The 22854-nt window shown below is 36.5% G+C and carries 19 protein-coding genes; 11 read left to right on the forward strand and 8 right to left on the reverse strand.

What is annotated here, in order from left to right; genetic code table 11:
• Positions 1-92: 92 nt before the first annotated feature.
• From MBBTH_RS05260 to MBBTH_RS05275, 4 genes are read left to right on the forward strand one after another with little or no spacing between them, the layout of a single operon-like run.
• Positions 93-500 carry a translation initiation factor IF-2 subunit beta gene (locus MBBTH_RS05260; protein ID WP_116592005.1) on the forward strand — a complete coding sequence of 136 codons (408 nt, stop codon included), beginning with the start codon at positions 93-95 and terminating at the stop codon, positions 498-500.
• Positions 501-533: 33 nt separating this feature from the next.
• The gene (locus MBBTH_RS05265; protein WP_116592006.1) at positions 534-1577 is read left to right on the forward strand and encodes a 60S ribosomal export protein NMD3; all 1044 of its coding nucleotides are present in this window, start codon (positions 534-536) and stop codon (positions 1575-1577) included.
• 8 nt (positions 1578-1585) lie between these two features.
• A complete protein-coding gene (locus MBBTH_RS05270) occupies positions 1586-2548 on the forward strand; it encodes a tyrosine--tRNA ligase (RefSeq protein WP_116592007.1) in 963 nt (320 codons plus the stop codon).
• The gene (locus MBBTH_RS05275; RefSeq protein WP_116592008.1) at positions 2549-2755 is read left to right on the forward strand and encodes a hypothetical protein; all 207 of its coding nucleotides are present in this window, start codon (positions 2549-2551) and stop codon (positions 2753-2755) included.
• On the opposite strand, the gene MBBTH_RS05280 is transcribed toward MBBTH_RS05275, so the two are convergent.
• Both MBBTH_RS05280 and tmk read right to left on the reverse strand, forming a co-directional pair.
• Positions 2756-3541, reverse strand: a complete 786-nt coding sequence (locus MBBTH_RS05280; protein ID WP_116592009.1) for an ion channel — start codon at positions 3539-3541, stop codon at positions 2756-2758.
• A gap of 4 nt (positions 3542-3545) precedes the next feature.
• Positions 3546-4124, reverse strand: coding sequence for a dTMP kinase (gene tmk / locus MBBTH_RS05285; protein WP_116592010.1), 579 nt, complete (start codon positions 4122-4124; stop codon positions 3546-3548).
• Between the two features lie 81 nt (positions 4125-4205).
• Here tmk and MBBTH_RS05290 point away from each other — a divergent pair, with 81 nt between their 5' ends.
• The 6 genes from MBBTH_RS05290 to MBBTH_RS05315 all read left to right on the forward strand — a co-directional run bounded on the left by MBBTH_RS05290 (position 4206) and on the right by MBBTH_RS05315 (position 15201).
• Positions 4206-6707, forward strand: a complete 2502-nt coding sequence (locus MBBTH_RS05290; RefSeq protein ID WP_116592011.1) for a U32 family peptidase — start codon at positions 4206-4208, stop codon at positions 6705-6707.
• On the forward strand, positions 6694-9111 hold the full coding sequence (locus MBBTH_RS05295; RefSeq protein WP_116592012.1) for a U32 family peptidase: 2418 nt from the start codon (positions 6694-6696) through the stop codon (positions 9109-9111). Before MBBTH_RS05290 ends, MBBTH_RS05295 begins: the two co-directional genes overlap by 14 nt.
• Before the next feature lie 79 nt (positions 9112-9190).
• Positions 9191-11116: a MutS-related protein gene (locus MBBTH_RS05300; protein WP_116592013.1), complete on the forward strand. Its 1926-nt coding sequence runs from the start codon at positions 9191-9193 to the stop codon at positions 11114-11116.
• Positions 11117-11576: 460 nt separating this feature from the next.
• Positions 11577-13085: an MFS transporter gene (locus tag MBBTH_RS05305; protein WP_116592014.1), complete on the forward strand. Its 1509-nt coding sequence runs from the start codon at positions 11577-11579 to the stop codon at positions 13083-13085.
• Between the two features lie 57 nt (positions 13086-13142).
• Positions 13143-13601, forward strand: a complete 459-nt coding sequence (locus tag MBBTH_RS05310) for a DUF308 domain-containing protein (protein WP_116592015.1) — start codon at positions 13143-13145, stop codon at positions 13599-13601.
• A gap of 199 nt (positions 13602-13800) precedes the next feature.
• Complete coding sequence (locus MBBTH_RS05315; protein WP_243409694.1) at positions 13801-15201, forward strand: DUF3100 domain-containing protein; 1401 nt, start codon at positions 13801-13803, stop codon at positions 15199-15201.
• 38 nt (positions 15202-15239) lie between these two features.
• Here MBBTH_RS05315 and MBBTH_RS05320 read toward each other — a convergent pair whose 3' ends face one another.
• Both MBBTH_RS05320 and MBBTH_RS05325 read right to left on the reverse strand, forming a co-directional pair.
• Positions 15240-16097: a CPBP family intramembrane glutamic endopeptidase gene (locus MBBTH_RS05320; protein ID WP_116592016.1), complete on the reverse strand. Its 858-nt coding sequence runs from the start codon at positions 16095-16097 to the stop codon at positions 15240-15242.
• Between the two features lie 186 nt (positions 16098-16283).
• On the reverse strand, positions 16284-16970 hold the full coding sequence (locus MBBTH_RS05325; RefSeq protein WP_243409696.1) for a DUF447 domain-containing protein: 687 nt from the start codon (positions 16968-16970) through the stop codon (positions 16284-16286).
• Between the two features lie 261 nt (positions 16971-17231).
• Here MBBTH_RS05325 and MBBTH_RS05330 point away from each other — a divergent pair, with 261 nt between their 5' ends.
• Complete coding sequence (locus MBBTH_RS05330) at positions 17232-19127, forward strand: PP2C family protein-serine/threonine phosphatase (RefSeq protein ID WP_116592017.1); 1896 nt, start codon at positions 17232-17234, stop codon at positions 19125-19127.
• Positions 19128-19923: 796 nt separating this feature from the next.
• Here the strand turns inward: MBBTH_RS05330 and MBBTH_RS05335 are convergent.
• The 4 genes from MBBTH_RS05335 to MBBTH_RS05350 all read right to left on the reverse strand — a co-directional run bounded on the left by MBBTH_RS05335 (position 19924) and on the right by MBBTH_RS05350 (position 22841).
• Positions 19924-20535, reverse strand: coding sequence for a pyridoxamine 5'-phosphate oxidase family protein (locus tag MBBTH_RS05335; protein WP_116592018.1), 612 nt, complete (start codon positions 20533-20535; stop codon positions 19924-19926).
• 5 nt (positions 20536-20540) lie between these two features.
• Positions 20541-21509, reverse strand: a complete 969-nt coding sequence (locus MBBTH_RS05340; protein WP_207773333.1) for a zinc-binding dehydrogenase — start codon at positions 21507-21509, stop codon at positions 20541-20543.
• Positions 21506-22534: a radical SAM/SPASM domain protein, ACGX system gene (gene acgM, locus MBBTH_RS05345; RefSeq protein WP_116592019.1), complete on the reverse strand. Its 1029-nt coding sequence runs from the start codon at positions 22532-22534 to the stop codon at positions 21506-21508. Before acgM ends, MBBTH_RS05340 begins: the two co-directional genes overlap by 4 nt.
• Positions 22535-22595: 61 nt before the next feature.
• Positions 22596-22841 carry a hypothetical protein gene (locus MBBTH_RS05350; RefSeq protein WP_116592020.1) on the reverse strand — a complete coding sequence of 82 codons (246 nt, stop codon included), beginning with the start codon at positions 22839-22841 and terminating at the stop codon, positions 22596-22598.
• Positions 22842-22854 lie beyond the last annotated feature (13 nt).

Below are 22854 nucleotides of genomic sequence, written 5' to 3' on the forward strand. Positions count from 1 at the left end.
GAAAAATTATTGCCATTAACAATACATTAATAAATGATTAGAACCAAATTTAATATATTATACTTATACTGATTTTATAAGGAGAGATAATTATGGATAAATACGAAGATTTATTAGAAAGAGCAATAGACCAATTACCTCCTGAAGTATTTGAACACAAAAGATTCAAAATTCCTAAAGCTTATTCAGACATCCAAGGTAATAGAACTTTCATCAAAAACTTTAAGGATGTTGCAGAAGGTTTGAACAGAGACCCTCAACACCTATTGAAATTCTTGATGAGAGAATTAGGTACTGCAGGAAACATCGAAGGTCAAAGAGCAATCTTACAAGGTAAATTTACACATTACCTAATCAACGAAAGAATTGAAGATTATGTAGACAAGTACGTAATCTGTCACGAATGTAACAGACCGGATACTAGAATTATCAGAGAAGGTAGAATATTCATACTTAAATGTGCTGCTTGCGGTGCAACAGCGCCTTTAAAATCATTATAAATTCTACTTTTTTTACTTATTTTTTAGATGAAAATGTTTTGTCCAGAGTGCGGAAGTACAGATAAGGAAATGGTTGGAGACGTCTGCATAGACTGTTTTTTAAAGGAATTTCAGATGCTTGAGTTGCCAAAACGCATTGAAGTTCAAATCTGCAGCCATTGCAACAGCAAACTTGAGGAAGGAAAATGGAGTGACGAGTTCATTCCGGAAGAAGAAATCATATTCCGCGCACTTGAGAGAAATGTAGAAGTGGCTGACGAAGTGACAGATGAAAACGTCAGTCTGGAAATCAAGCAAATCAAAGGAACAATAGCCACATGCGGTGTTGAAATCGTTGGAAAAGTTCATGGCACAGAAATCGAGGAAAGCCATGAAACCGAAGTCAAAATACTGAAGACAGTCTGTCCAACATGCAGCAAAGTACAATCCGGATATTATGAGTCAGTCATCCAGTTTAGAGCAGACAAGAGAGAAATCAAAAGTGAAGAGTACGATAAGGCTGACGAGATTGTTGAAAGGACACTGATTAAGCAATCCAAAAAAGACAAGCTGGCATACTGTCCACAGATTGCAAGGCTTAAAGAGGGCCGTGACTATTACATCGGTTCCCTGAAATCTGGTAAAAAGGTGGCCGAAGCGTTGACAGAGGAATTCGGAGGAGTGATAAAGGAATCTCCTAGGCTCATCAGTGAGGACAAATCCACAGGAAAGGGATTGTACCGAATCTGGATTTCAGTCAGAATCCCTGAATTTGAAGTCGGCGATTTCGTAAAGTATGAAGAAAAGATCATGAAAGTAACCAGCATCGGCAAAAGCAGCGTTGTTGGAGAGGACATCTCAACAAACAAGAAACATAACATCCCTATGAAAAACATGGAGGACATTGAACTTGTCAAGAGGTCCTCAGAAGTTGAGACCACAACAATAATATCAAAATCACCAAGCATTATACAAATCCTGGATCCGAGCGACTATTCCGCAGTTGACTTGGAAATGAAAGAGGAATTCACAGACTATAATATTGGCGACGAAATCAAACTCATTAAAATTGATAATTACATTTATTTAATAGACTAAGTGATAAAATGAATATTGAAGAAAAAATTCAGTTAATCGAGGAAGGAACCCTGGAAGTTATAGATACAGAAGAATTGAAGGAAGTTCTTGCTAAGGACCAGCCTATAGCTTATACAGGTTATGAACCTTCAGGTAAAATCCATTTGGGACATGCGGTGACTGTGCAAAAGTTAAAACAACTGCAGAAATTAGGATTTAAAATCAAAATCCTTCTAGCAGACTACCACGCATTCTTGAATGGAAAAGGAACTGTTGAAGAGATAGCTAAAACTGCTGAATACAACAAGAAATGTTTCCAGGCTCTTGGCCTTGACGAAACAACAGAATATGTCTTAGGCTCATCATTCCAACTGGAACCTGATTACACTGACAAAGTCTATCAATTAGCTACAATGACCACTTTAAAAAGGGCCAGAAGAAGTATGGACCAGGTTAGCCGTGCGGATGATAACCCTAAGGTGGCAAGCGTGATTTATCCTATCATGCAAACCGTGGACATGGCTGCGCTTGAAGTCGACATTGCACTTGGAGGAATGGAACAGAGAAAAATCCAAATGCTGGCACGTGAAAACCTTGAAAAAATCGGTGAAAACGTCCCTGTCTGTATTCACACCCCATTGTTGCACGGCCTTGATGGAGACGCTAAAATGTCTTCAAGCAAAGGAAACTACATAGCTGTGGATGACAGCGTTGAGGAAATCACCAAAAAAATCAAGAAAAGCTTCTGTCCTCAGGGAGAGGTGGAAGGAAACCCAATGATTGAAATAGCTGAAACCTTCGTTTTCCCAAATCAAGATACATTACTTATCAAAAGACCTGAAAAATTCGGTGGAGACATTGAATTGACTCATGATGAGTTGATCAAGGACTTCAGCGAAGGCAATTTACATCCAATGGATTTAAAAAATGGAATTAAAGATTTCTTAATTGAATTCTTTGCTCCTGTAAGAGAATACATGGAGGAAAATTAAATGGTTGAAGAAAAACAGGAATATGAAATGGGCCTGCCGAACGGCGTTGGCGAACAAATGCTTGCTCATGCATATGAAAAATTCGACATTAAACTGGAACAGACCGAATTTGGTCCTAAGTTAATTGGGGAATATGAAGAGCTTGTAAAAGTAAGAGAATTTTTAGAAAACGCAATCCGTGAAAGATTAGAAGAATTGGAAAAATAATCACTGATTGTTTTTCTCCATTATTTCTTTTAATTCTTTAATTTCTTCTTTTAAATCATCTATTTTTTTATCACTTTCTTTTAGTTGGCTACTCATTTTTTCAATTTCCGCCTCTGACTTTTCGACCTTTTCCTTTAGGTCATGGATATGGTAGGTTCCCTCCTTCAGGACATTATCCATGAAATAAGACGAAATAGCTCCTGTGATTGCACTGAATATGAAAACACCTATAATCAGCAATGCTAAACTGAATACTTTACCGTATATTGTGTTTGGGGTGATATCCCCGTAACCTACGGTGGTTATACTGACAACCACAAACCACAGGTTGTCAAAGAGATTGTTCATTGACGGATCAATCAGGTAAAGCCCCAGGGTTGAGCCTATGATGATGAAAACCAGCACTCCCAGAATCTCATCGAGGCGAGTGTTGTATAGAAATTCCCCAACGATTCTGAAAAAGGCCAATATCAGCAGCATGACCCTAATCACCTTAAATACAATCAGATAATTGAATCCTAAAAATGGGGACAGTATCAGGTCAAATGGAATGCATACAAACAATTCCATCCAATTTTCCCTTACATAAATCAACTTGTTTGTCGATTCATGGAATCCCCTAAAGAAGTCTAAAAACAGGACTAGGCACACGAACACGTCGAAAGCTATTATTGGAAGGTATTCAGTGGTGATGCTGAACATTATTGATGTCAAAAGTGAGATTATGTTAATGCATATTAAGAGGCTTAACAATATTTTTGAAATGGCGTACAGTTTTAATTTCATGAATTCACCTAATGCAATCCGGACAGATGCCGAGATATGGTGCTACGGCTTTCTTAATATCTGATGAAACCTTATTCGGTCCGTTGGTGGCGTCAATTATCTCGCAGGTGTAATCTTCAGCCAGATTCAAATACTTTTGCCTTACTTCAGTTAGCAGTTCCTCGTTTTCAAAGGTGTCCTCACCGGATGCCCTTGCAACAGATGTCTTTGCATCCAAATCAAGCAATATCAACAAATCGGGCCTTTTGGCATACCTGTTCAAGACTTCAATCCATTCCGCATCGTCCTGGTAAACCAGTGATGAGAGGAATGACCTGTCTGAAATGATAATTTTGGATTCGTCTTCCAGCCTATCCATTATGAATAGCCTGTCCGCTGCAAAAAGAAGCCCCAATATCCTTTGAACCTCTTCGGTTTGCGCATCGGGCTGCTGTAGAATTTCACGAATCAGGACTCCGACTTTGGAATCTGTCGGTTCCCTTAATGTCTCCACCCTAAAACCATTGGCTTCCAGCCATTCTGCCAACATTTGAATTTGGGTGGTTTTTCCAGCACCATCAATTCCTTCAAATACTATGTACATAAGATAGAATATGTTTTAATTATATTAATAATTAATTACAGAAATTTAAATGTAAAAATCAAATCAAGGTGTATTTAAAAAATGCTTATAGAAGAATTATTGGCTCCGGCAGGTTCATATGACGTGTTGGTCATTGCAGTCAATGCAGGTGCCGATGCCGTTTATATTGCCGGACAGAATTACGGGGCCAGAGCCTATGCCAAAAACTTCACAATGGAAGAGATTGAAAAGGCCGTCGAATATGCTCATTTGAATGGCAGCAAAGTCCATGTTACCGTAAACACACTTATCAACAATTTCGAGATTGTTGACGTTCTCAATTACCTCTTCAAGCTATATCAGATTGGAGTGGATGCCGTTATTGTGCAGGATTTCGGATTGATATGGCTTTTGAAAACTTTCATTCCAGATTTGGAGGTTCATGCATCAACCCAAATGGGATTGAACAACTATTCCTCAATCAAATGGGCCAGCAAAAACAACATCAAAAGGGTTGTCCTTCCAAGGGAAGTGAACATCAACCAGATTAGGAATACCCATGACCAGCTTGAAAGGGACAACATTGACATGGACCTTGAGGTGTTCGGCCACGGTGCATTATGCTATTGTGTAAGTGGAAAATGCTACATGTCCTCATATAACAGCGGAAGAAGCGGAAACAGAGGAGCATGCGCCCAACCATGCAGAAGGGAATACCGCCTAAAATACAGAGGTTATAATATAGGAAACGGATATCTCCTATCCACACATGACCTTGCAACCTATGACCACCTTCAGGAAATCGGTGACGCAGGAGTCAAATCGCTGAAACTGGAAGGCAGAATGAAATCCGGCGACTATATCGGAACCATAGTGAACAGTTACAGGAACCTCATAGACGGCAATGAGGGAGACTATAAAAAAGATTTGCACCTTGTATTTAACCGCCAATTCACCGACGGATACATGTTGGGAGACAAGCCTGGAGACGTGATGGGCAGAGGCCATTCAGGACATGAAGGTCTCTACATCGGAGACATCACTGATATTGACGGCACCAAAGTAACAATTGAAATTAAAAACCATGAGATTCCAGTCATTCTGGAACCTGGTGATGGAATCGCATTCAAATACAACGGCAAAATCAAGGGAATTTATCTTGAAAACATCATAAAGCAGGATGAGAATGAAATCATAATCGACACCACACGTCTCGTCAAGGTCGGAACAGAAGTGTTCATCAGCTATTCCAAATCAACACACGATTACCTGAAACAGTTCGAAAAGGAGACTGTCAAGAATAATGTGCCAATCAACCTGTCCCTGACTTGGGACGAGAACATGAACCTGTTTACGAAAGTTGAATTTTACCTTGACGGCGAACTGATCAATTTCAGGCACAAGACGCTGGACAAGTTCGAAAAGGCCAAAAACAAGCCGGTTACAGAAGAGGTCATTGAACAGCAATTAGGCAAAACCGGCGGAACACCATTCTACATCGGCAACATCAGATTCAACAACATGCCCAACGACATTTTCATACCTATTCGTGAAATCAACCAGATCAGACGCGAAATACTTGACAACGCAACCGAATTGCTGAAAAATCACTACACTCCAACCAAAAAGGCAGTGAAGGAAGTGCGCAAGAACCTGACCAAGTTCTTCGAGGATTATGAAAGCGACAAGGGAAAAGTCAAGAACAAAACTCCAAAGCTTTCAATATTCATTGATGACATCGCACAAATCAAGGCAGCGTCCGGATTTGACCTGAAGAGAATTTATTTTGACGGCAATTGCCATTACAACAATCCTAAGGACTATTTTGAAAATATCAAGGAAACATTGAAAAAAGGCAGCCTCATGGCCTCACCGACTGAGTTCGTTTGGGTCTTATCGTCATTCATATCTGAGGAGGATGCAATCAGATGCAATGAAATCGTCAAGGAACTTGAAGATGAGGGAATCATCGTTTCAGTGATGGGGGACTTTCCGGGAATGGCCGAGATATTCGACTGTCCAATCTACGGAAACCATAACCTGAATGTCTGGAACAGCTTCTGCGTGCGTGATTTAAACGAGGCAGGATTCAAGTCATTGATATTGTCCTCAGAGCTTTCAGGCCGTGAAATCAGGGAATTGCTCCTTAAAAATCATGACAGAAACATTGACCTTGAAATGATTGTCAACGGAAACCTTGAGGTCATTGTCAGCAAGGACGATTTCACAAACCTGAATGACGGCAAGGACTTCATCATCTCAAATGATGCCGATTACGCCACTTTAGAGGATAAGAAGAGGAAAAAATTCAAATACAAAATATTCTTCGACTACAACAGGCAAAGCCACATCATCAACAAGGACTGCCTATGCCTAATCGAGGAGATAAACGAGATTAAGGAATTTGGCCTTGACTCATTGATTCTGGATTGCAGATACTCAAATGAGAAATACACTTCACAGATATTATCCATTTACAATGAAAGCCTACAGAATAAAGACCAGGAGGAATTGACCAAATACAAATACGAAATAATGGATTTCTCACAGTCTTACATCAACAAGGGCAATTATATTGAGGGAAGGTTACATGAGAATTCCTGAATTGCTTGCACCTGTCGGGTCAATGGAGCATTTGAAAGTCGCAATCAATGCAGGAGCCAGCTCCGTCTATTTGTCCGGAAAGAATTATGGTGCCCGCAAGTTTGCAGAGAACTTCACCATCGAGGAAATAACCGAAGCGGTCAATATTGCCCATATGCACAATGTCAAGGCATACATTACCGTGAACACCCTAATCAAAGAAAACGAGCTGGAAAACGTTATAAACTATTTATCAAAGTTATATTCAATTGGAGTGGATGCTGTTCTCATTCAGGATTTGGGACTTATAGAGTTAATCAATGAATACCTGCCTGACCTGAAGGTCCATGCATCGACACAGCTGACCTGTGAAAACCAATTGAAGCTGGATTATCTTGAAAGCAAGGGAATCAGAAGGGTCGTACTTCCGCGCGAGATGAGAAAGGAGGAGATTGAAAACCTCAAAACAAATATGGAACTTGAAATCTTTGCCCATGGAGCATTATGCTACTCCTACTCAGGACAATGCCTAATGAGCAGTTTCAAAGGAGGAAGAAGCGGAAACAGAGGAACCTGTGCCCAACCTTGCCGACAAAAATACCGGATTGATGGGATAAAAAAGCAGGACTACTATCTCTCCCCATGTGACTTAAGCTTATTCAATCAACTTAAGGAAATCGCCAACCTGAACATAAGCTGCATCAAGATTGAAGGAAGAATGCGCTCAAAGGAATACTTGGCAATTGTCGTGAGCAACTACAGGAAAGCCCTGAACAAACTGAAAAGCAGAAAGGAGACCAAAAGCGAGGAAATCAGCCTGGTGTTCAACCGGGGATTCACTGAAGGGCAGTTCTCAAGCACATCCCAAAGAAGCATAAGGTCCGGACACATCGGCCTGAAGATAGGCAGGGTAATCAGAAGCGGCAAAAACCAGATTGCCATACGCCTGCATGACCATATCCAAACCATGCCCGAGAAGGGTGACGGATTGCTGATTGTTAAAAATGACAATGACTATGGATTTGAAATATCCCAGAATCCAATCATAACCACATTGAATCACTTCAACAGCGGCAAAAACAAGCAGGTGAAAGACTTGACTAGAAAAAACAAGGTCATGATTGTCAAGAAGGTATGGCAGAACAAGAAGAGCGATTTCAACCTGAATGAGTCTGAGGTTTACCTGACAAAAAGAAATAGCTTGACCAAAAGGGTTAAGGAAATCGAAAACAAGGGTTCAAGTTACGTCAAATCCAAATTGATGCTTACATTCTCATTGAAAAACAAGTTCCCTCACCTGAAGGGCAGACTGACACTCGCAAACCATAAAGTCATTGAGGCTGAAGTGACCGGAGACAAGGCATTTGAAAAGCCGCTGCGAAAAAGTGTCAGCAGAGAGACAATCGCCAAGCAACTGTCAAAAACCGACAATTACCCATATGAGATAGTGCAGACCAACATCAACTATGATGGGACACTGTTCATCCCGATCAGCAAAATCAACGAGTTGAGAAGGAACCTGTTTGAAAAGCTGGAATCAGAAGTCATCTCATCATACCGACATAAAATTAAGAAAATCAAGTTAAGTCATGCTGAAAATAATGCCACTGAAAAGGAAGCCTGCATTTCATTTTACACCAATAACCTGAAACATTTGGAGAATTTGGAGGGTGTCAAAAGGGTTTATTTGGAAATTCCTCCACAGGACGATTCACTGGTCTACAGCGATGAGGACTATAACCTCAATTATATGGTCAGCTTCATCAGGAGCGCCTGTGAAATTTCCCATGATAAGGATTATGAACTGATTTGGAAATGGCCCGACATTACACATGACAAGTTGATTAGGGCATTGAACAAGGTTAGGGGCATATTGAATAAAATGCACTACAGCCTTCCGATAATGAGCGACAATTTCAATGGGGACTATGCATTTTACTCAACAAACATCACAAACACCGAGACAATCAGAAGTCTCAGGAATTATAAAATTTTAACCCTATCTCCGGAACTTAGAAAAGGGGATTATGAAAACATAATAATGCATTGCGAATGTCCGGAAAGGCTTGAATTGCTGGTACAGGGAAATGTCGAGCTTATGAAGACAAGATACTCATTATTGTATGGCAAAGAGCAAAAGAAAAACTATGGTAATTTCCTGATTGATAAGAATCGCAACAGGTATCCTATTCACAAAAGCATTTCCGGAGAGGAACTTGTCATTTTTGACAGCGACGAGCTTTCATTGATTGATGAAATCAACGGGCTTAAAAATCTCGGATATTCCAATTTCTCAATCGACGGAAGATACAAGGAAGACGACTATTGCAACATGGTCAATATCTATAGGGAAGCATTGAACGGAAACGTAAACAAAAAGGAACTTGAAAAGTACAGTTCCAAAAATACGACTGCTAATTTTTAATATTACTTTCCAAATGCTCTCGGCAAACTTTGAATATATACTATTAATATATTTTATTTACACAAAGGGGTTTGGTAACATGAACGGAGAAAGAATAACATTGCAGAACATTAAGGGAATAGGAGATAAAATCTCTGAAAAAATACTCAACAGCGTTGGGGGAGAAGAGGAACTCCAGAAAATAGTTGATAATGTCGATGTTGAAAAAATATCAGCGATTGATGGAATCAGCCAAAGGAAGGCTATTGAAATCATGAACCAGCTATTGAACAATCCTGAATATGAATTCATAAAAAGCGACCGTGCAATGGAGCTTTACGAGGACATCATAAACAAGATTTTATCATATTCCAACACATCCTACTCAAAAAATAGGATCTTGCTGCTTTCTCCATCAAAGGACATGGACAAAATCAACACACAACTGGATTTTGTGATGAATGCAAAAGAGCATGTCTCCCAACTCCCAATCATCAAATTAAGGGGACTGATGAAAAATCTGAAAAGCGTTGAGGAAGCAAAACCCGAATATGACCCCAGCAAAGTTATTCTTGTTGAAAGCGCTGAAGACAATTCATATCTTACAGATTTGGGATTGAACCAGTACTACCCCATCATTACCGCCAATGACTCACCATTGCTTCAGGAGGAAATGAGAAACTATGACTTGGTATTCTATGTCTATTCCCAAGGAATACTCGATTTTGAAGGAATGCCAAATGTTATAATGATTAGCATTGACGATAATGACTATGAAATCGTTCCGGAAAAGATCATTAACTTTTTCATTCAAAACAAAGACCTTTTCGCAAGGGTTCATGAAATTCAAAAGATCAGAAACCGAGAAAGCGTCTTGGGAGACATCATTCCAATCATCAATGAGTTGAACATCATCGACAAAAGGGAAGTGGATATTGAAGAACTAGTCTTCTCACTTAAAGATGAGATGGATGAGGAGCTGGAAAAGTCAATCAAACAGGTTGACCTCGAAGGAGATGAGATTCTCAACCTATTAAACAACAACTTCCCACCAAAGATTAGCAAAATATTTGATGAAATTATAAATAAAAGGAAGGAAATCATCCGGGAAAAAACAGGCATGAGTTTTGACCCATACCTCAGAACATACCCCATCCAAATTGATGAAACAGAAATCGAAAGGGTGACCCTGGAACAGTCCTCCAAAAAGGAAAACGACATCTTCGACATTAAAAGAAGCGCAGCAATAGAACTGAATTCAATTAAGCAAAAGGCAATTGAAGAGGTGGAAGATGTAATAAGATTTGATTATGAATTCTGCTTAGGCAGTTTCGCATATGAATACGGATTATGCAGACCGGAATTCAGCGAGGAAATCAAATTAACAGGAGCACTACATCTTGAACTGGCGCTTAAAGCCGACAATAAAGATATCCAAAAAGTAGATTATCAATTGACTAGAAATGAAAATGTTGCACTTTTAACAGGAGCGAACAGCGGGGGCAAAACCACACTCCTTGAAACATTGACACAAATCTCAATCATGGCACAAATGGGACTCCCAGTAAGTGCGGATAACGCTGAAATAAAATTATTCGATGAAATTTACCATTTTTCAAAGAAAAGATCTCTAGATGCAGGAGCATTTGAATCTTTCTTGAATGTGTTCATACCAATCGTCACCACAGATAGTGAAAAGTTAGTATTACTAGATGAACTTGAAGGAATCACCGAACTTGATGCAGCCGTGAAAATCATATCAACATTCATTGATATGATAAAAGAATCCAACTCTTATGGTGTTATTGTCACTCATATGGCAAGGGAACTGATGAATTACACCAATATTCGCGTGGATGGTATTGAAGCAAAAGGATTGGATGAAAACTACAATCTGATTGTGGATAGGACACCTAAAATGAATTTCCTTGCAAAAAGTACACCGGAATTAATTCTGAAAAGAATATATGAAAAATCAGACGATGATTTAAAAGCTGTATACGCTAGGATTTTAGAAAAATTCTAAAAGCCAGTATACTACTTTTTACTATTTTTCAATTATCAATCTCAAGTAGGGTTGCATGCCTACGGATAACTAATATTTTGGAAAAATGTTAAAAAAAAATAATTTCACCTCTTAAATATTATCTTTTTTAAAAAAAAAAAGAAACATTACATTACTATAATATATATCTAACATTATATAAGATTTATTGAAAAAAATGAGCGAGCAATCCTTAGAAATATTTCTTAAAATGGAGTTTGCCATAATCTACAACTATTGATTTATCAATCGTACAATTATAATTTCGAATATTTTAGTTTTTTCAATTCCCCTTTTCAAATTTAAACTAATTATTTAAATATTATTTTTGATAGAAATTAGTATTAGTAGGATATAAAATTGCTTTATATAACCTATTGACACAAATATGGCAAATTTCAGCCATGTTAGCTAAAATGGACATATAGGAGAATTAATAGAAATGAATGAATCGGTCAAGGAACACTCATGGATTCCATTAGTGTTAGTCGCTTGTGCCTCATTTATTATAACATTGGACGCCACGTTCATGAATGTAAGTATTTCTAAGGTTGTAGTCGATCTGCATACTGATGTAAGTACCATTCAGTTGATTATGTCATTTTATACATTAATCACCGCTGCATTCATGCTGCTGAGTACCAAACTTCAGGACATAGTCGGTAAAAAGAAACTGTTCATAATCGGTACCATTCTTTATGGTGTCGGTACATTTACCGCCGCAATAAGTTGGAGCACACCAGTGTTATTTATTGGATGGGCATTGATTGAAGGTATTGCCGGGGCATTAATGACACCTGCCACCGTTTCCCTCATTAGTGGAATATATACCGGTGAAAAACGTACATTCGCTTTGGCAATTGAAAGTGTGATGGTTTCCATTTCTGCTGCTGTCGGTCCACTTTTCGGTGGGGTCATGACAACATTCTTAAGTTGGAGATGGGGATTCGCAGTTGAATTAATATTTGTAATCTTTATTTTAGTAATGCAACATAAAATACCTGATTTCGAACCTACCGAATCCAGAAAAGATTTGGATATCACAGGCACTATAATTTCAATTATAGGACTTGTCTTGTTTGTTTGGGGTATTTTGATGCTTACAAAAGATTCATCCAGCGTTGCTATAATAGCTATAGGTTTAATCATACTAGCAGCATTCGCATGGTTTGAAATCAGAAGGAAAAGAAATGGCAAAGTGCCATTACTTGATATGGAATTATTCAAGGACAGAAATTTACGTGTAGGAGCAATAATTAGGTTAATTGGTTGTCTTGCAATGGGTGGTGCATTGTTTGCAGTTTCACTCTTCCTGCAAAGTGTAATGCAGTTAAATGCGTTGAATACCGGTTTGACTACACTTCCGATGACTATAGGTCTGCTTATTTTCGCAATAGCAGCTCCAAGTTTATCCGCTAAATTTAGTCATAAGACCCTCATTGCCGCAGGATCTTTAATCGCAATCATCGGATGTGTGATTTTAAGCTATCAATTCAGATTGAATACAACAATGTATGACCTAATGCCTGGCCTGTTCGTATTAGGGGCTGGGCTTGGTTTCGTAATGTCTTTAAGTACAGATATTTCATTGATCAATATTCCTAAGAAAAGTGAAAATAACGCATCAGGCGTTCTTACAACCACTCAGACATTAGGTGAATCAATGGGTACCGCACTCATTGGGGTAATTCTAATTCTTGGAGTTATGGGCGGTCTCTCCACTGCAATCGACATGTATGCACCAGAGCATTCAAACGACCCACAATTCTTTGATGATGCAGCCAATTACCTCCAGGCAGCAGGTACAGAAAATATCACACAGGACAATACAGTCATGAATGCCGTAGAGGTCATTATTCAGGAAGCTATGGGATTCGTAATGGTAATAACTGCCATTCTGCTGGGAATTGTATTCATTGCAACGTTGCGGCTGCAGCCGAAAAAACAATGAGAGTTCATCTCTCATTTTCATTTTTTAATCAAATATAAAAAAATTGGAGGAAAAAATATGGAACCGAATAAACTAGCGGGAATATTATCAATAATTCTGGGATTAATCTTTATAGTTTGCCCAGTGCTCAGTACTGCAACACTATCCATTTTTATTGGATTGAGTTTGATATTCTTTGGTATAGCATTAGTTGTATCCGGATTTACAGCATTCAATATCATTATTGGAATTCTGGCCATTATAGTGGGGCTGGTATTCGTATTTAACATTGCTGCATTGTCATTCATTTTCGGAATACAATTCTATGTCATCGGTATCATACTGGTTTTAGGAGGTATTGTTGGTCTCGTTTCAGATTCAGGAATATCCAAAATCGCTTCAGTACTGATTATAATCTTAGGTATAATCTCATTTGCCCTCGGAGGATTTTCAATCGAACAACCTCTCTTCGCCATAATTCTTATAGGTGTGGCTTTAATCATCGAAGGTATAGGATTATATCTAATAGAAGTTTAAATAAGCAATCTTTCGATTGCTTTTATTTTTATTTTTTTTTGAAAGTTTTGCATTGGCTATTTTCATTAAATTAACAGATTTATTTTACTCCATTAAAGCATATTTTTACAAAAACTTGCACACTTTAATCTGAGGAAAAAAACTATTTAAACAAATAATAACAAACAAAAATATGCTATTTTTAAAAAACAAGAAATAGATGGCAATTAATAAATCAGGAGGATTTTTTATTTCTAAAACCGATTCCGACACTGAAAGATTTGGAGAGGGGAAACCCCCCGAGGGAGGAATTGATAATAGCCCGCTGTGGAAAGTGTATAAGTTACACTTTATCGCATTCATCATACTTCTCATTTCAATCTTCATCGGAGTTAGGGAGATTAAAATAACAGACAACGTCAGTTTCCTACTGCTGCCCATAACATATTCCATAGTTTTGGGAATGATCATCTATCTGTCAAAACATTTTAAATGGGTCGGTGACGAAGAGGCTAAAATTGCTGAAGGAATCATGGCCATACTTCTTGGCGTGATAATATCCAAACTGGCCATTTCAAGTGGAGAGTCCATCTATATGATTTTTAATGTAGGTCCTGCCCTGATTTTGCAGTTATTTGGAGACACCTTTACTATTATTGCATTGCCTATTGCTCTACTTTTAGGTTTTAGAAGAGAGGCCATCGGAATGACAAGTTCAATTTGTCGTGACCCCAATGTAGCAATTATTATTGACAAATATGGGGTTAAATCAGCAGAGGCACGTGGAGTTTTATTTATTTATATCCTGGGACCCATCATCGGCACTTTATATATGAGTTTCCTTGCAAGCCTGTGCATCTCACTCCTTCCAATGCATCCATATGCATATGCAATGGCATCAGGCGTGGGAAGTGCAAGCATGAACGCCGCAGGATTAGTTCCATTAGTGAATTTATACCCTGCCATGGCCACTCAGCTAGAAGCCTTTGCAGGATGCAGCAATGTTCTTTCAAGCGCTTTTGGCATCTACATGTTCATATTTCTTGCATTGCCCATTACAGAAAAGTTATATTCATGGTTATCACCGGTTTTATGCAAAAGTCATGCCATTGAGTTTAATGACGGCACCATCCAGGATGAAGACGATGCGGTTAACCCATTTGGATTGAAAATGGACAACATTCGTAAAATTGTGGCAGTGTTTTTAGTATTTTCAGTAATTGTCGCTATCGGAAATGTTTTTAGCGTTCATGCCCCATTTGCTGATTCATTAATTGGAATGCTTATTATTGTGGCCATTACATTCATAGGCCTGTGCATTGGAGAGGTCATTCCATTCCATATACCGTCAATCATCATAATATGTTTAATTGGAATGTTTTTTGCAATTCCTGGAGTTCCAACCGCTGATTTTGTGACTCATTACGCTTCTCAAGTTGATTTAACTACAATCTGTGCAGCATTTTTAGCTTATGTCGGTATAGCATTGGGTAAAGACTGGGAAAAGTTCAAAAAGATTGGTTGGAGAGGAATTCTTATTACTTTAATTGTGATTACTGGAACCTACCTTGGTTCTGCAATAATCGCACATCTAATCTTGCTATTATCAGGATCAATCTAATTGATTCATTCTACTTTTAATATTAAAAAAAATGAATTTTATGAGTTTTGAGGGATTTCGCCGAACCAGTCGGTTTTCTTGCCAACATAATACATTGCGACAAATAGAATTATTTGAAGAAGCAAACTTATTGCAACACTAGACAATTGCGGAGATGAAGTTGAAGTTACAAGCCCTAACATAATGAATAGACCGACACTGAAATTATTCGCTGTATGCAAGGCGCAGCCCACTTCCAAACCATTTGTTTTCCAAGTGAAAAATCCCCACATAAGACCATTAACCAGGATTTCAAAGAATCCCAAACTGTTGTATCCATGGACAAATGCAAATATTATGGCCTGAATAACTATCGCCAAAACAGGTATCTTAAACCATGACCCTAATGTCTGCATAAGAAGTCCGCGAAACATGAATTCCTCTGCAATGGACTGAAGCGGTACAGTAATGAAAATTACAATCAGGAACAGTATTGAAAATTGATACGTGCCTTTTGCTCCATTTACGGTAATTTCTATGAATTGAAAGATAATGTATAGTATTAGTGGAATTATCAATGCCTTAAAATAGAGTTTGAAATTCCATCCTCCCCGTGAAGAGGAATAAGATGAAAATGGTCTATCTTTAACGATTTTTGATGCAACATATAATGCCGGAACAAACATGAAAATAATCAAATCCGTTATGATTATTGGCAATGCGGAGTTTAATCCGGCACCACTAAGTGATCTTATTGCATCCAAGCCAAACACTGAAGCGATGCCTAACATTACAACTCCTTCAATAATGACCATCATTATGGTGACCATTATAAAAACAATGATTGGCTTGTACCATGCATAGTTTTCAAAAGTTCTTGGAAATGTAACATAATCAGGAATTTTATCATTTGACATACTATCAATTACTATTTATTTTTCTCAACCGAACAGATTAAATTTTCTATCCTCAAAAATATTAGAATGACCAACGATGCTAAAAACACCGGTGCAAACCCTAAAAAATCACTGTTAATACATTAAAAATCATATTGTCTGCATACCCTACAAAATACAATATACTTTTAGCTCCACACAGAGGTCCTATTCAACATCAAAACCCTTTTTTATCATGCTGTTTTTAAGAATTTCCATTGCTTTTATCGTATCAGGCCCTGAAACCCTCTTAATCATGCGATTGTTTTCATTAAACCTTCCGATAAAATAATCCTGCTGTTCCTTACTTACCAAGTCCAGTCGAGTATAGTTTGTAAGGCATTCCAGAAGAGCGAATACACCTCGGTTTAAAGCCTTTGCACACGGATGATTTTTGACAATTTCTACAACATCACTGCTTATGATATAAGCTTCCCCATTTGATGTCACATGGTCTTTAATCGGGTCCATCTTTCTAATGTCTGTAACATCACAAATGACATATGCTTCTGCATTTTTCAATATTGCAATGTCATCATCATCCGTAAACTCTTCAATATCCAGGTTTCCGATGGTTGAATTTACAAAATATATAGGATCAAAAGTGATATTTACAACATATCTGCGTGTTTCCATAATGTTTTTCAGGGTTTGGGTGCCGACAAACAATCTGCATCCAAGTTTGTCTTTGCCTTTGCATACAATTCCTATTGGCGCTGCATTTTTTACACCGTCCTTGCTCATGGTAGTGTAAATCCCTTCATATTTCTGTCCTTCTTCAATTCCGATATCTGTCAAATCAATACCCATTTTATCATCCTTATTAATTACATCTTCAATATAATGTCTATTCATTAATCTAATTAAAAATTATTGTCAAACATTATATTCCCTCAATTATTATAAGACTTTTTCAAAAAATACAATATGGCATTCAGCATGAACTTTTATTTATTTTAGACATAATTTATCAGGTTGAAACCAAAAGAACAAAAAGACATTTTCCAAAACAAAAATATATATTAAAAACCTCGAATAAAAATAGTTAAAGATAGTGAATGAACTCTATTAATTTAAAACTAAAGTAGATATATATTCATCTTAAAGAGTGGAATAATGAAAAATAAATTAATTAAAACAATAATTCCATTTATTTCAATGATAACAATAAACTTGGGAAATTTTTTTATTATAAATAATCATCAAATTTATGGAAACGGATTGAATCCCCATATCGGATTATTATTTGTTTCAGGATTATTGTTAGGACCATATGGCTCAATCGGAGCAGTTTTAGGATACACCGTGAGTGATTATATTAAAGGATATCCAATTGAAACTCTTTTATTCAGATTAATTATAGGTTTTGCAGTCTCATATCTGTCATATAAATTATGGTATACAAAATTCAATGATGATGATATTTATCCTCCACGATTAGTAAACAGCGGGAATTTAACTAAATTTTTAGGAATAATATTAATCACCGGATTAATCTATTCCGTTTCTATGGACGGACTATTGAACGTGATAAATCCACCTATAATACATATGATTGATTATATCGATATAAAATATTTCCTTAATTATATTAATTTTTCAGTAATATTAGGAATAATCGGTATTTGGATTGCTAGAAAATTAAATTATTTCCACATTCCGAAAATAAGTTCAAAACCTCCCCATAATCTATTTTATAAGTGCATTCTTATAATAATGATTATTTTAACAATAATCTTTTCTGTAGACGGATATATATTTAAAGGACAAAAAATTTATACAATATCCGCATTCATTTTATTACTTGCTATTGTATACATTTATTTAACAAAGCCCATAACATCCAAATTTGTTGTTCCAGATAAAACCACACATGAAAAAATAATGGACGTCTTTCTTTTAATTACTTTAATAATTATCATGGGAGATATCGTTTATATCAATTTTACAATAGACATTTTGAAATTTGGCATAGTACAAGACCAAACAGTATGGGAACTGCTGCTGAGTGCTGACATGATTCTATTAATCTTTTTCATACCGTCAGGTATTGTTTTAAATTATATTGAAAAAAAATTAATCAAACCTATACTTTCATTTTCAAAAATAGACGGTTTCATCCATGAAGGAGAAAAAATTAAAACTGAAGGATTGCTTGATGTGTATTCTCCATATATTAGTGAAGAAACCGAAATCGGAAAATTAGCACGCAGTTATACTGATCTCATCAACTATAATAACCATTATATTGAAAATATAAATAAAATTGAAAGTGAACGAGAGAGAATAAAAACAGAACTTGATATTTCCAAGAGAATCCAACAATCAAATCTGCCAACCGAACCCCTAAAAAACGAATATTATCATGCATATGGATTTTCAGAACCTGCAAAAGAAGTTGGTGGAGACTTTTATGATTACTTTGAAATAGATGATGAAAATATAGCTATTGTAATTGGTGATGCCTCAGGAAAAGGTGTGCCTGCAGCATTACTCGCAACAACCACTCAAACAATAATCAGAGACCAATTGCATAATAAAAAAGACCCCTCTAAGGTATTATACTTTGCTAATAATCATTTATGTCGAAATAACAGTGAAACAATGTTTATAACATTATGGTTGGGAATTTACAATAAAAAGACTAATATCCTAAATTTTTCCAATGCCGGACATAATCCTCCAATAATTGAGGAAAACAATAATTTTAAACTATTGGATATTGATAGCGGTATTGCATTAGGCATTTTGGAAGAATATAATTTTATAACTGAGGAAATAGAGCTTCCAAGCAAAATAATTGTATATACTGATGGAATTACAGATGCAATAAATAAAAACGAAACAACGTATGGCGAAGAAAGATTAATTAACTGTTTAAATAATAATTCTAACGAAGATATAATCAATAGCATATTAAATGATGTTAATAATTTTGTCGAAGATAACGAACAATTTGATGACATGACAATATTAATATTAGAAAACAATTATATCCAACAATCTCAATAAATCATTTAAAAATCTTGTTGCCCGTATACTATACAAAATATAATGTACTTTAGATATTAAATTATAATATTTAATATCGGCCCATATAAATCTTATCAATAATATTTTGGTGTCTTTAAAGTGGAAATAATAATGCTTTTTTGAACTATGTGTAGAAAAGGAAGCTATAAAACACATATTAAAGCTAATTGTCATTTAAATTGTCAGTTTATCAAATTAGAAAATTTCGGATGAAATCCAACTAGGCTTCCAATTCGACATCATAGATTGTTTTACATTAACAAGTTAATGGCCAACAATACATAGTAACTTGCCAGGAACAAATAAGAGATAGCAAGCACCATATTTTCAACCACCAAAATATCAATTCTCCAAATTTGATTGGAGTGTTTTTAATTGAATGCTCTTTCCAATTCATTAAAACACCAGTAGATATGATTATTATATTAGTGTTTTAGAATTAGACATTTTCTCTTAAAACTATTTATAATTTCTTATTTTTAAAAATAAAGATTGATTTAAGAATATAAAATTGTTTTTATGATGAAATATTGCTTTAATATAGAAATGAGTAATAAATGAAACTTTTATATACTTTGAGGTTCATAATATTGTATAACATCTTAGGATGTTTGGCCGGCACAGTATCGACCATTAGATATGCATATTGAATGAGGATGTGTCAAAATTTGTTTAACAAATTTATCCTTATTCAATCTTAAAAAAAAATCTATTTTTACCCAATTTATTAAATAAAGAAGACTAAAACTCCAATAGATTAGATGAAATGAATCAACTACTCTCTCTTAACAATCGCATCATTCGGACAATTTTCGTAACATAATCCGCAATGCAAACAATGTTCCTGTGGAATTTCAAACTTATCTTCAACAAAAACTGGAATCTGCTGCGGACAACTTGCCTGACAAGTACCGCAAGCAATACAATCATCAGTTATCTCAAATCCCTTAACTGTTATTTCAGCATCACCGAATTTGAAGGATTGTCTGAAAATCGGCTTTTGTGTCAAATCAAAGAATTCCATCTCATAATCCTCAATGCAAAAAGGCTCAAGAATATATCTTGCATTTCCTGGATAAACGTTATTCATGAATGGATTGTTTTCAAATATCAAATCTATCCAATATTTTTGATCGTCTAATTTATGGGCCTCACCGCTAATTCTGATGGATTTATTGTCCTTCAAGCTTAGATAACTGACTTTGGGATGATTCATGATTTCCGAATAGACATGCTTTCCACGACCGGTTAAAAAATATATCCTATCATCTTCAATATGCATTATATCAATAATTCTTGACTGAGGATTGCCATTATCATCAACAGTGGACAAAACTGCATCAATCACTTCCCTCAACTGTTTAAAACATTCTTCTTTAGTAACCATATAAACTACTCCAATTTAAATATAATCTTTCCCTGAGCCATGTTTGACTCCATCAAAGCATGTGCCTTTCCAATATCTTCCAAATTATAGAATACCCTTGAAATTTCAGGTTTAATGTTATTTTCAACAATGAAATCAAATAGACTGTCCATTATCTCCTGTGTCGGATAATTGCTGAAAAAAGAAGTGAGGTAACAGCCATTTGGAATAATCTTGATTGGATCGAATTCATCCATATACTCAATACCTCCCAAAACACCTGTAACGCAGCATATTCCTCCACTGTTAAGGCATTTAATTGAATCTTCAAGAGTTTTAGGACCAATCAGTTCCAGTACTTTATCACATTTTAATCTTTCAGCCAGACAACCATCATCAGCAAAGCACTCATCAGCACCGTTTGACTTTAATTTGTCAAATCTCTCCTCGCTTCTGGAAGTTGCAAATATTTCGCATCCCATTGGCTTTGCAAGCTGCATTGCGGAAAGTCCCAGAGCAGATGTTGCTCCTCTGATTAATAGAGTGCCCTCCTTTACAAGATTAAGTGACATTAAAGACCCATAGGCAGTGAAATAAGTTTCAGGAATTGCTATTATTTCCTCCAATGTCAATTTGTCAAAAACCTCCTCATCAATTTTAAAGACAATTTTTTCAGGAAGCAAAGCATATTCGGCATATCCCCCATCAAAGCTTCTTCCCATTCCACCCATAAGTGCAGCTATCCTATCACCGTTTTTAAATCGGGTGTTTGATGAGTCAACTACTTCACCAACGCATTCAATACCTGGAATTACAGGCAATTCAATATAATCCTCATCAGCTTCATAATCCCTTAAAATTACTTCAGCCCTATTAATTCCAAAGCCTAGAACCTTAACTAAAACCCAACCATCCTTAACTTTAGGAATTTCAACTTCGCTAACTTCCAGCTCATCCGCATTACAAGTTTTCTCCAAAACAACTGCTTTCATCATAACACCTCTTTCCAGCATTGAGGATCTGGCGAATACATATCATGGGTTGTTCCGTAGCTTACAGCAGGACACCCTCTGCAAAATCTCAGCAATTCGCATCTGCTGCATTTTTCAAATTTCTCAAACTGCCTGTATTCATCCATATTATCACCCATGAAAATATCATATACTGATTCATTTAAGGCATTTCCAACCTTGCTGTCCATTCTGCGACATGCAAAGATATCGCCGGACGGCAAAATTGTCAAATGACTGTTTCCACAATTGCATCCGTCATAGACAACATCATCATTCAAATTTTCCGGAATTTCATACAGTCCTTTTTCATATAAGAATAATGTCCATAGATGATCCTTTAGTGTAAAAAATGTTTTGCTGTCTTTATATTCATTGTATTTTTTCCATACCTTTTCCAAAAGGTTCCTATATTCTTCAGGAGTCATTTGTGTCGCCTTTTCAAGGCTTGTCGGACAATATCTTGCAAAACTGAATAACCCTGCATTATTTTCAACAACAACTTCAATCAAATCAGGAATCTCATCAATGTTTGTCTTGGAAACTGTGGTCATGATGCTGGCCCTGACTCCCGCATCCTGCAGGGTTTTGATTTTATCCAATGTAATGTCAAACGAACCGGGTTTTCTAAAATAGTCATGGGTGTCCCTTAGACCGTCCAAAGACAGTTGATATTGTCTGCAGCTTAAGCTTTTAAGTCTTTTTGCAACCTCATCAGTAATGTGGAAAGGGTTTCCCAGTATTGAATAATGAATCTCCTTTTCGTGCAACATTTCAAGCAATTGCCAAAAGTCGGGATGGAGAATCGGATCACCTCCAGTAATGCTGAAATATGGTGTCCTGTTTGTTTTCCGGCAGAATTTTAAGCAGTTATCCAAAACAATCTCCATATCCTCATACTTCATTGTTATTAATTCCTTGTCGTTTTCCTCTGAAAAGATATAGCAATGCTTGCATCGCTGGTCACAGTCATCAAGGATATGCCATTGAAATGCAAAAAAATCGGCCATAAAAAACAACTCCAAAAAAATAGTATAATAAAAAAATAAAAGATTTAAGATTAAATCAATCTTAAAATCTGTCTGAACCACAAGCTGTGGTGATATCTGATCCGCATGCAGTGTTAATGTCAGAACCACAAGCAGAAGCAGTCACATCACTGCCACAAGCAGTGTTAATGTCAGAACCACAAGCAGAAGCAGTCACATCACTGCCACAAGCAGTGTTAATGTCAGAACCACAAGCGGTAGAAATTACATTTTGTGCGATTTTAGATGAGAAAAATTTCTCATTATCATTCCATGCATTAAATTTCATAATTTATCACCTT

Source organism: Methanobrevibacter thaueri (assembly GCF_003111625.1).
Classification (GTDB): Archaea; Methanobacteriota; Methanobacteria; order Methanobacteriales; family Methanobacteriaceae; genus Methanocatella; species Methanocatella thaueri.

Coding starts and splice junctions, on each gene's coding strand:
- MBBTH_RS05260 (WP_116592005.1), top strand. CDS start 93: ATGGATAAATACGAAGATTTATTAGAAAGAGCAATAGACCAATTACCT.
- MBBTH_RS05265 (WP_116592006.1), top strand. CDS start 534: ATGTTTTGTCCAGAGTGCGGAAGTACAGATAAGGAAATGGTTGGAGAC.
- MBBTH_RS05270 (WP_116592007.1), top strand. CDS start 1,586: ATGAATATTGAAGAAAAAATTCAGTTAATCGAGGAAGGAACCCTGGAA.
- MBBTH_RS05275 (WP_116592008.1), top strand. CDS start 2,549: ATGGTTGAAGAAAAACAGGAATATGAAATGGGCCTGCCGAACGGCGTT.
- MBBTH_RS05280 (WP_116592009.1), bottom strand. CDS start 3,541: ATGAAATTAAAACTGTACGCCATTTCAAAAATATTGTTAAGCCTCTTA.
- tmk (WP_116592010.1), bottom strand. CDS start 4,124: ATGTACATAGTATTTGAAGGAATTGATGGTGCTGGAAAAACCACCCAA.
- MBBTH_RS05290 (WP_116592011.1), top strand. CDS start 4,206: ATGCTTATAGAAGAATTATTGGCTCCGGCAGGTTCATATGACGTGTTG.
- MBBTH_RS05295 (WP_116592012.1), top strand. CDS start 6,694: ATGAGAATTCCTGAATTGCTTGCACCTGTCGGGTCAATGGAGCATTTG.
- MBBTH_RS05300 (WP_116592013.1), top strand. CDS start 9,191: ATGAACGGAGAAAGAATAACATTGCAGAACATTAAGGGAATAGGAGAT.
- MBBTH_RS05305 (WP_116592014.1), top strand. CDS start 11,577: ATGAATGAATCGGTCAAGGAACACTCATGGATTCCATTAGTGTTAGTC.
- MBBTH_RS05310 (WP_116592015.1), top strand. CDS start 13,143: ATGGAACCGAATAAACTAGCGGGAATATTATCAATAATTCTGGGATTA.
- MBBTH_RS05315 (WP_243409694.1), top strand. CDS start 13,801: ATGGCAATTAATAAATCAGGAGGATTTTTTATTTCTAAAACCGATTCC.
- MBBTH_RS05320 (WP_116592016.1), bottom strand. CDS start 16,097: ATGTCAAATGATAAAATTCCTGATTATGTTACATTTCCAAGAACTTTT.
- MBBTH_RS05325 (WP_243409696.1), bottom strand. CDS start 16,970: ATGAATAGACATTATATTGAAGATGTAATTAATAAGGATGATAAAATG.
- MBBTH_RS05330 (WP_116592017.1), top strand. CDS start 17,232: ATGAAAAATAAATTAATTAAAACAATAATTCCATTTATTTCAATGATA.
- MBBTH_RS05335 (WP_116592018.1), bottom strand. CDS start 20,535: ATGGTTACTAAAGAAGAATGTTTTAAACAGTTGAGGGAAGTGATTGAT.
- MBBTH_RS05340 (WP_207773333.1), bottom strand. CDS start 21,509: ATGATGAAAGCAGTTGTTTTGGAGAAAACTTGTAATGCGGATGAGCTG.
- acgM (WP_116592019.1), bottom strand. CDS start 22,534: ATGGCCGATTTTTTTGCATTTCAATGGCATATCCTTGATGACTGTGAC.
- MBBTH_RS05350 (WP_116592020.1), bottom strand. CDS start 22,841: ATGAAATTTAATGCATGGAATGATAATGAGAAATTTTTCTCATCTAAA.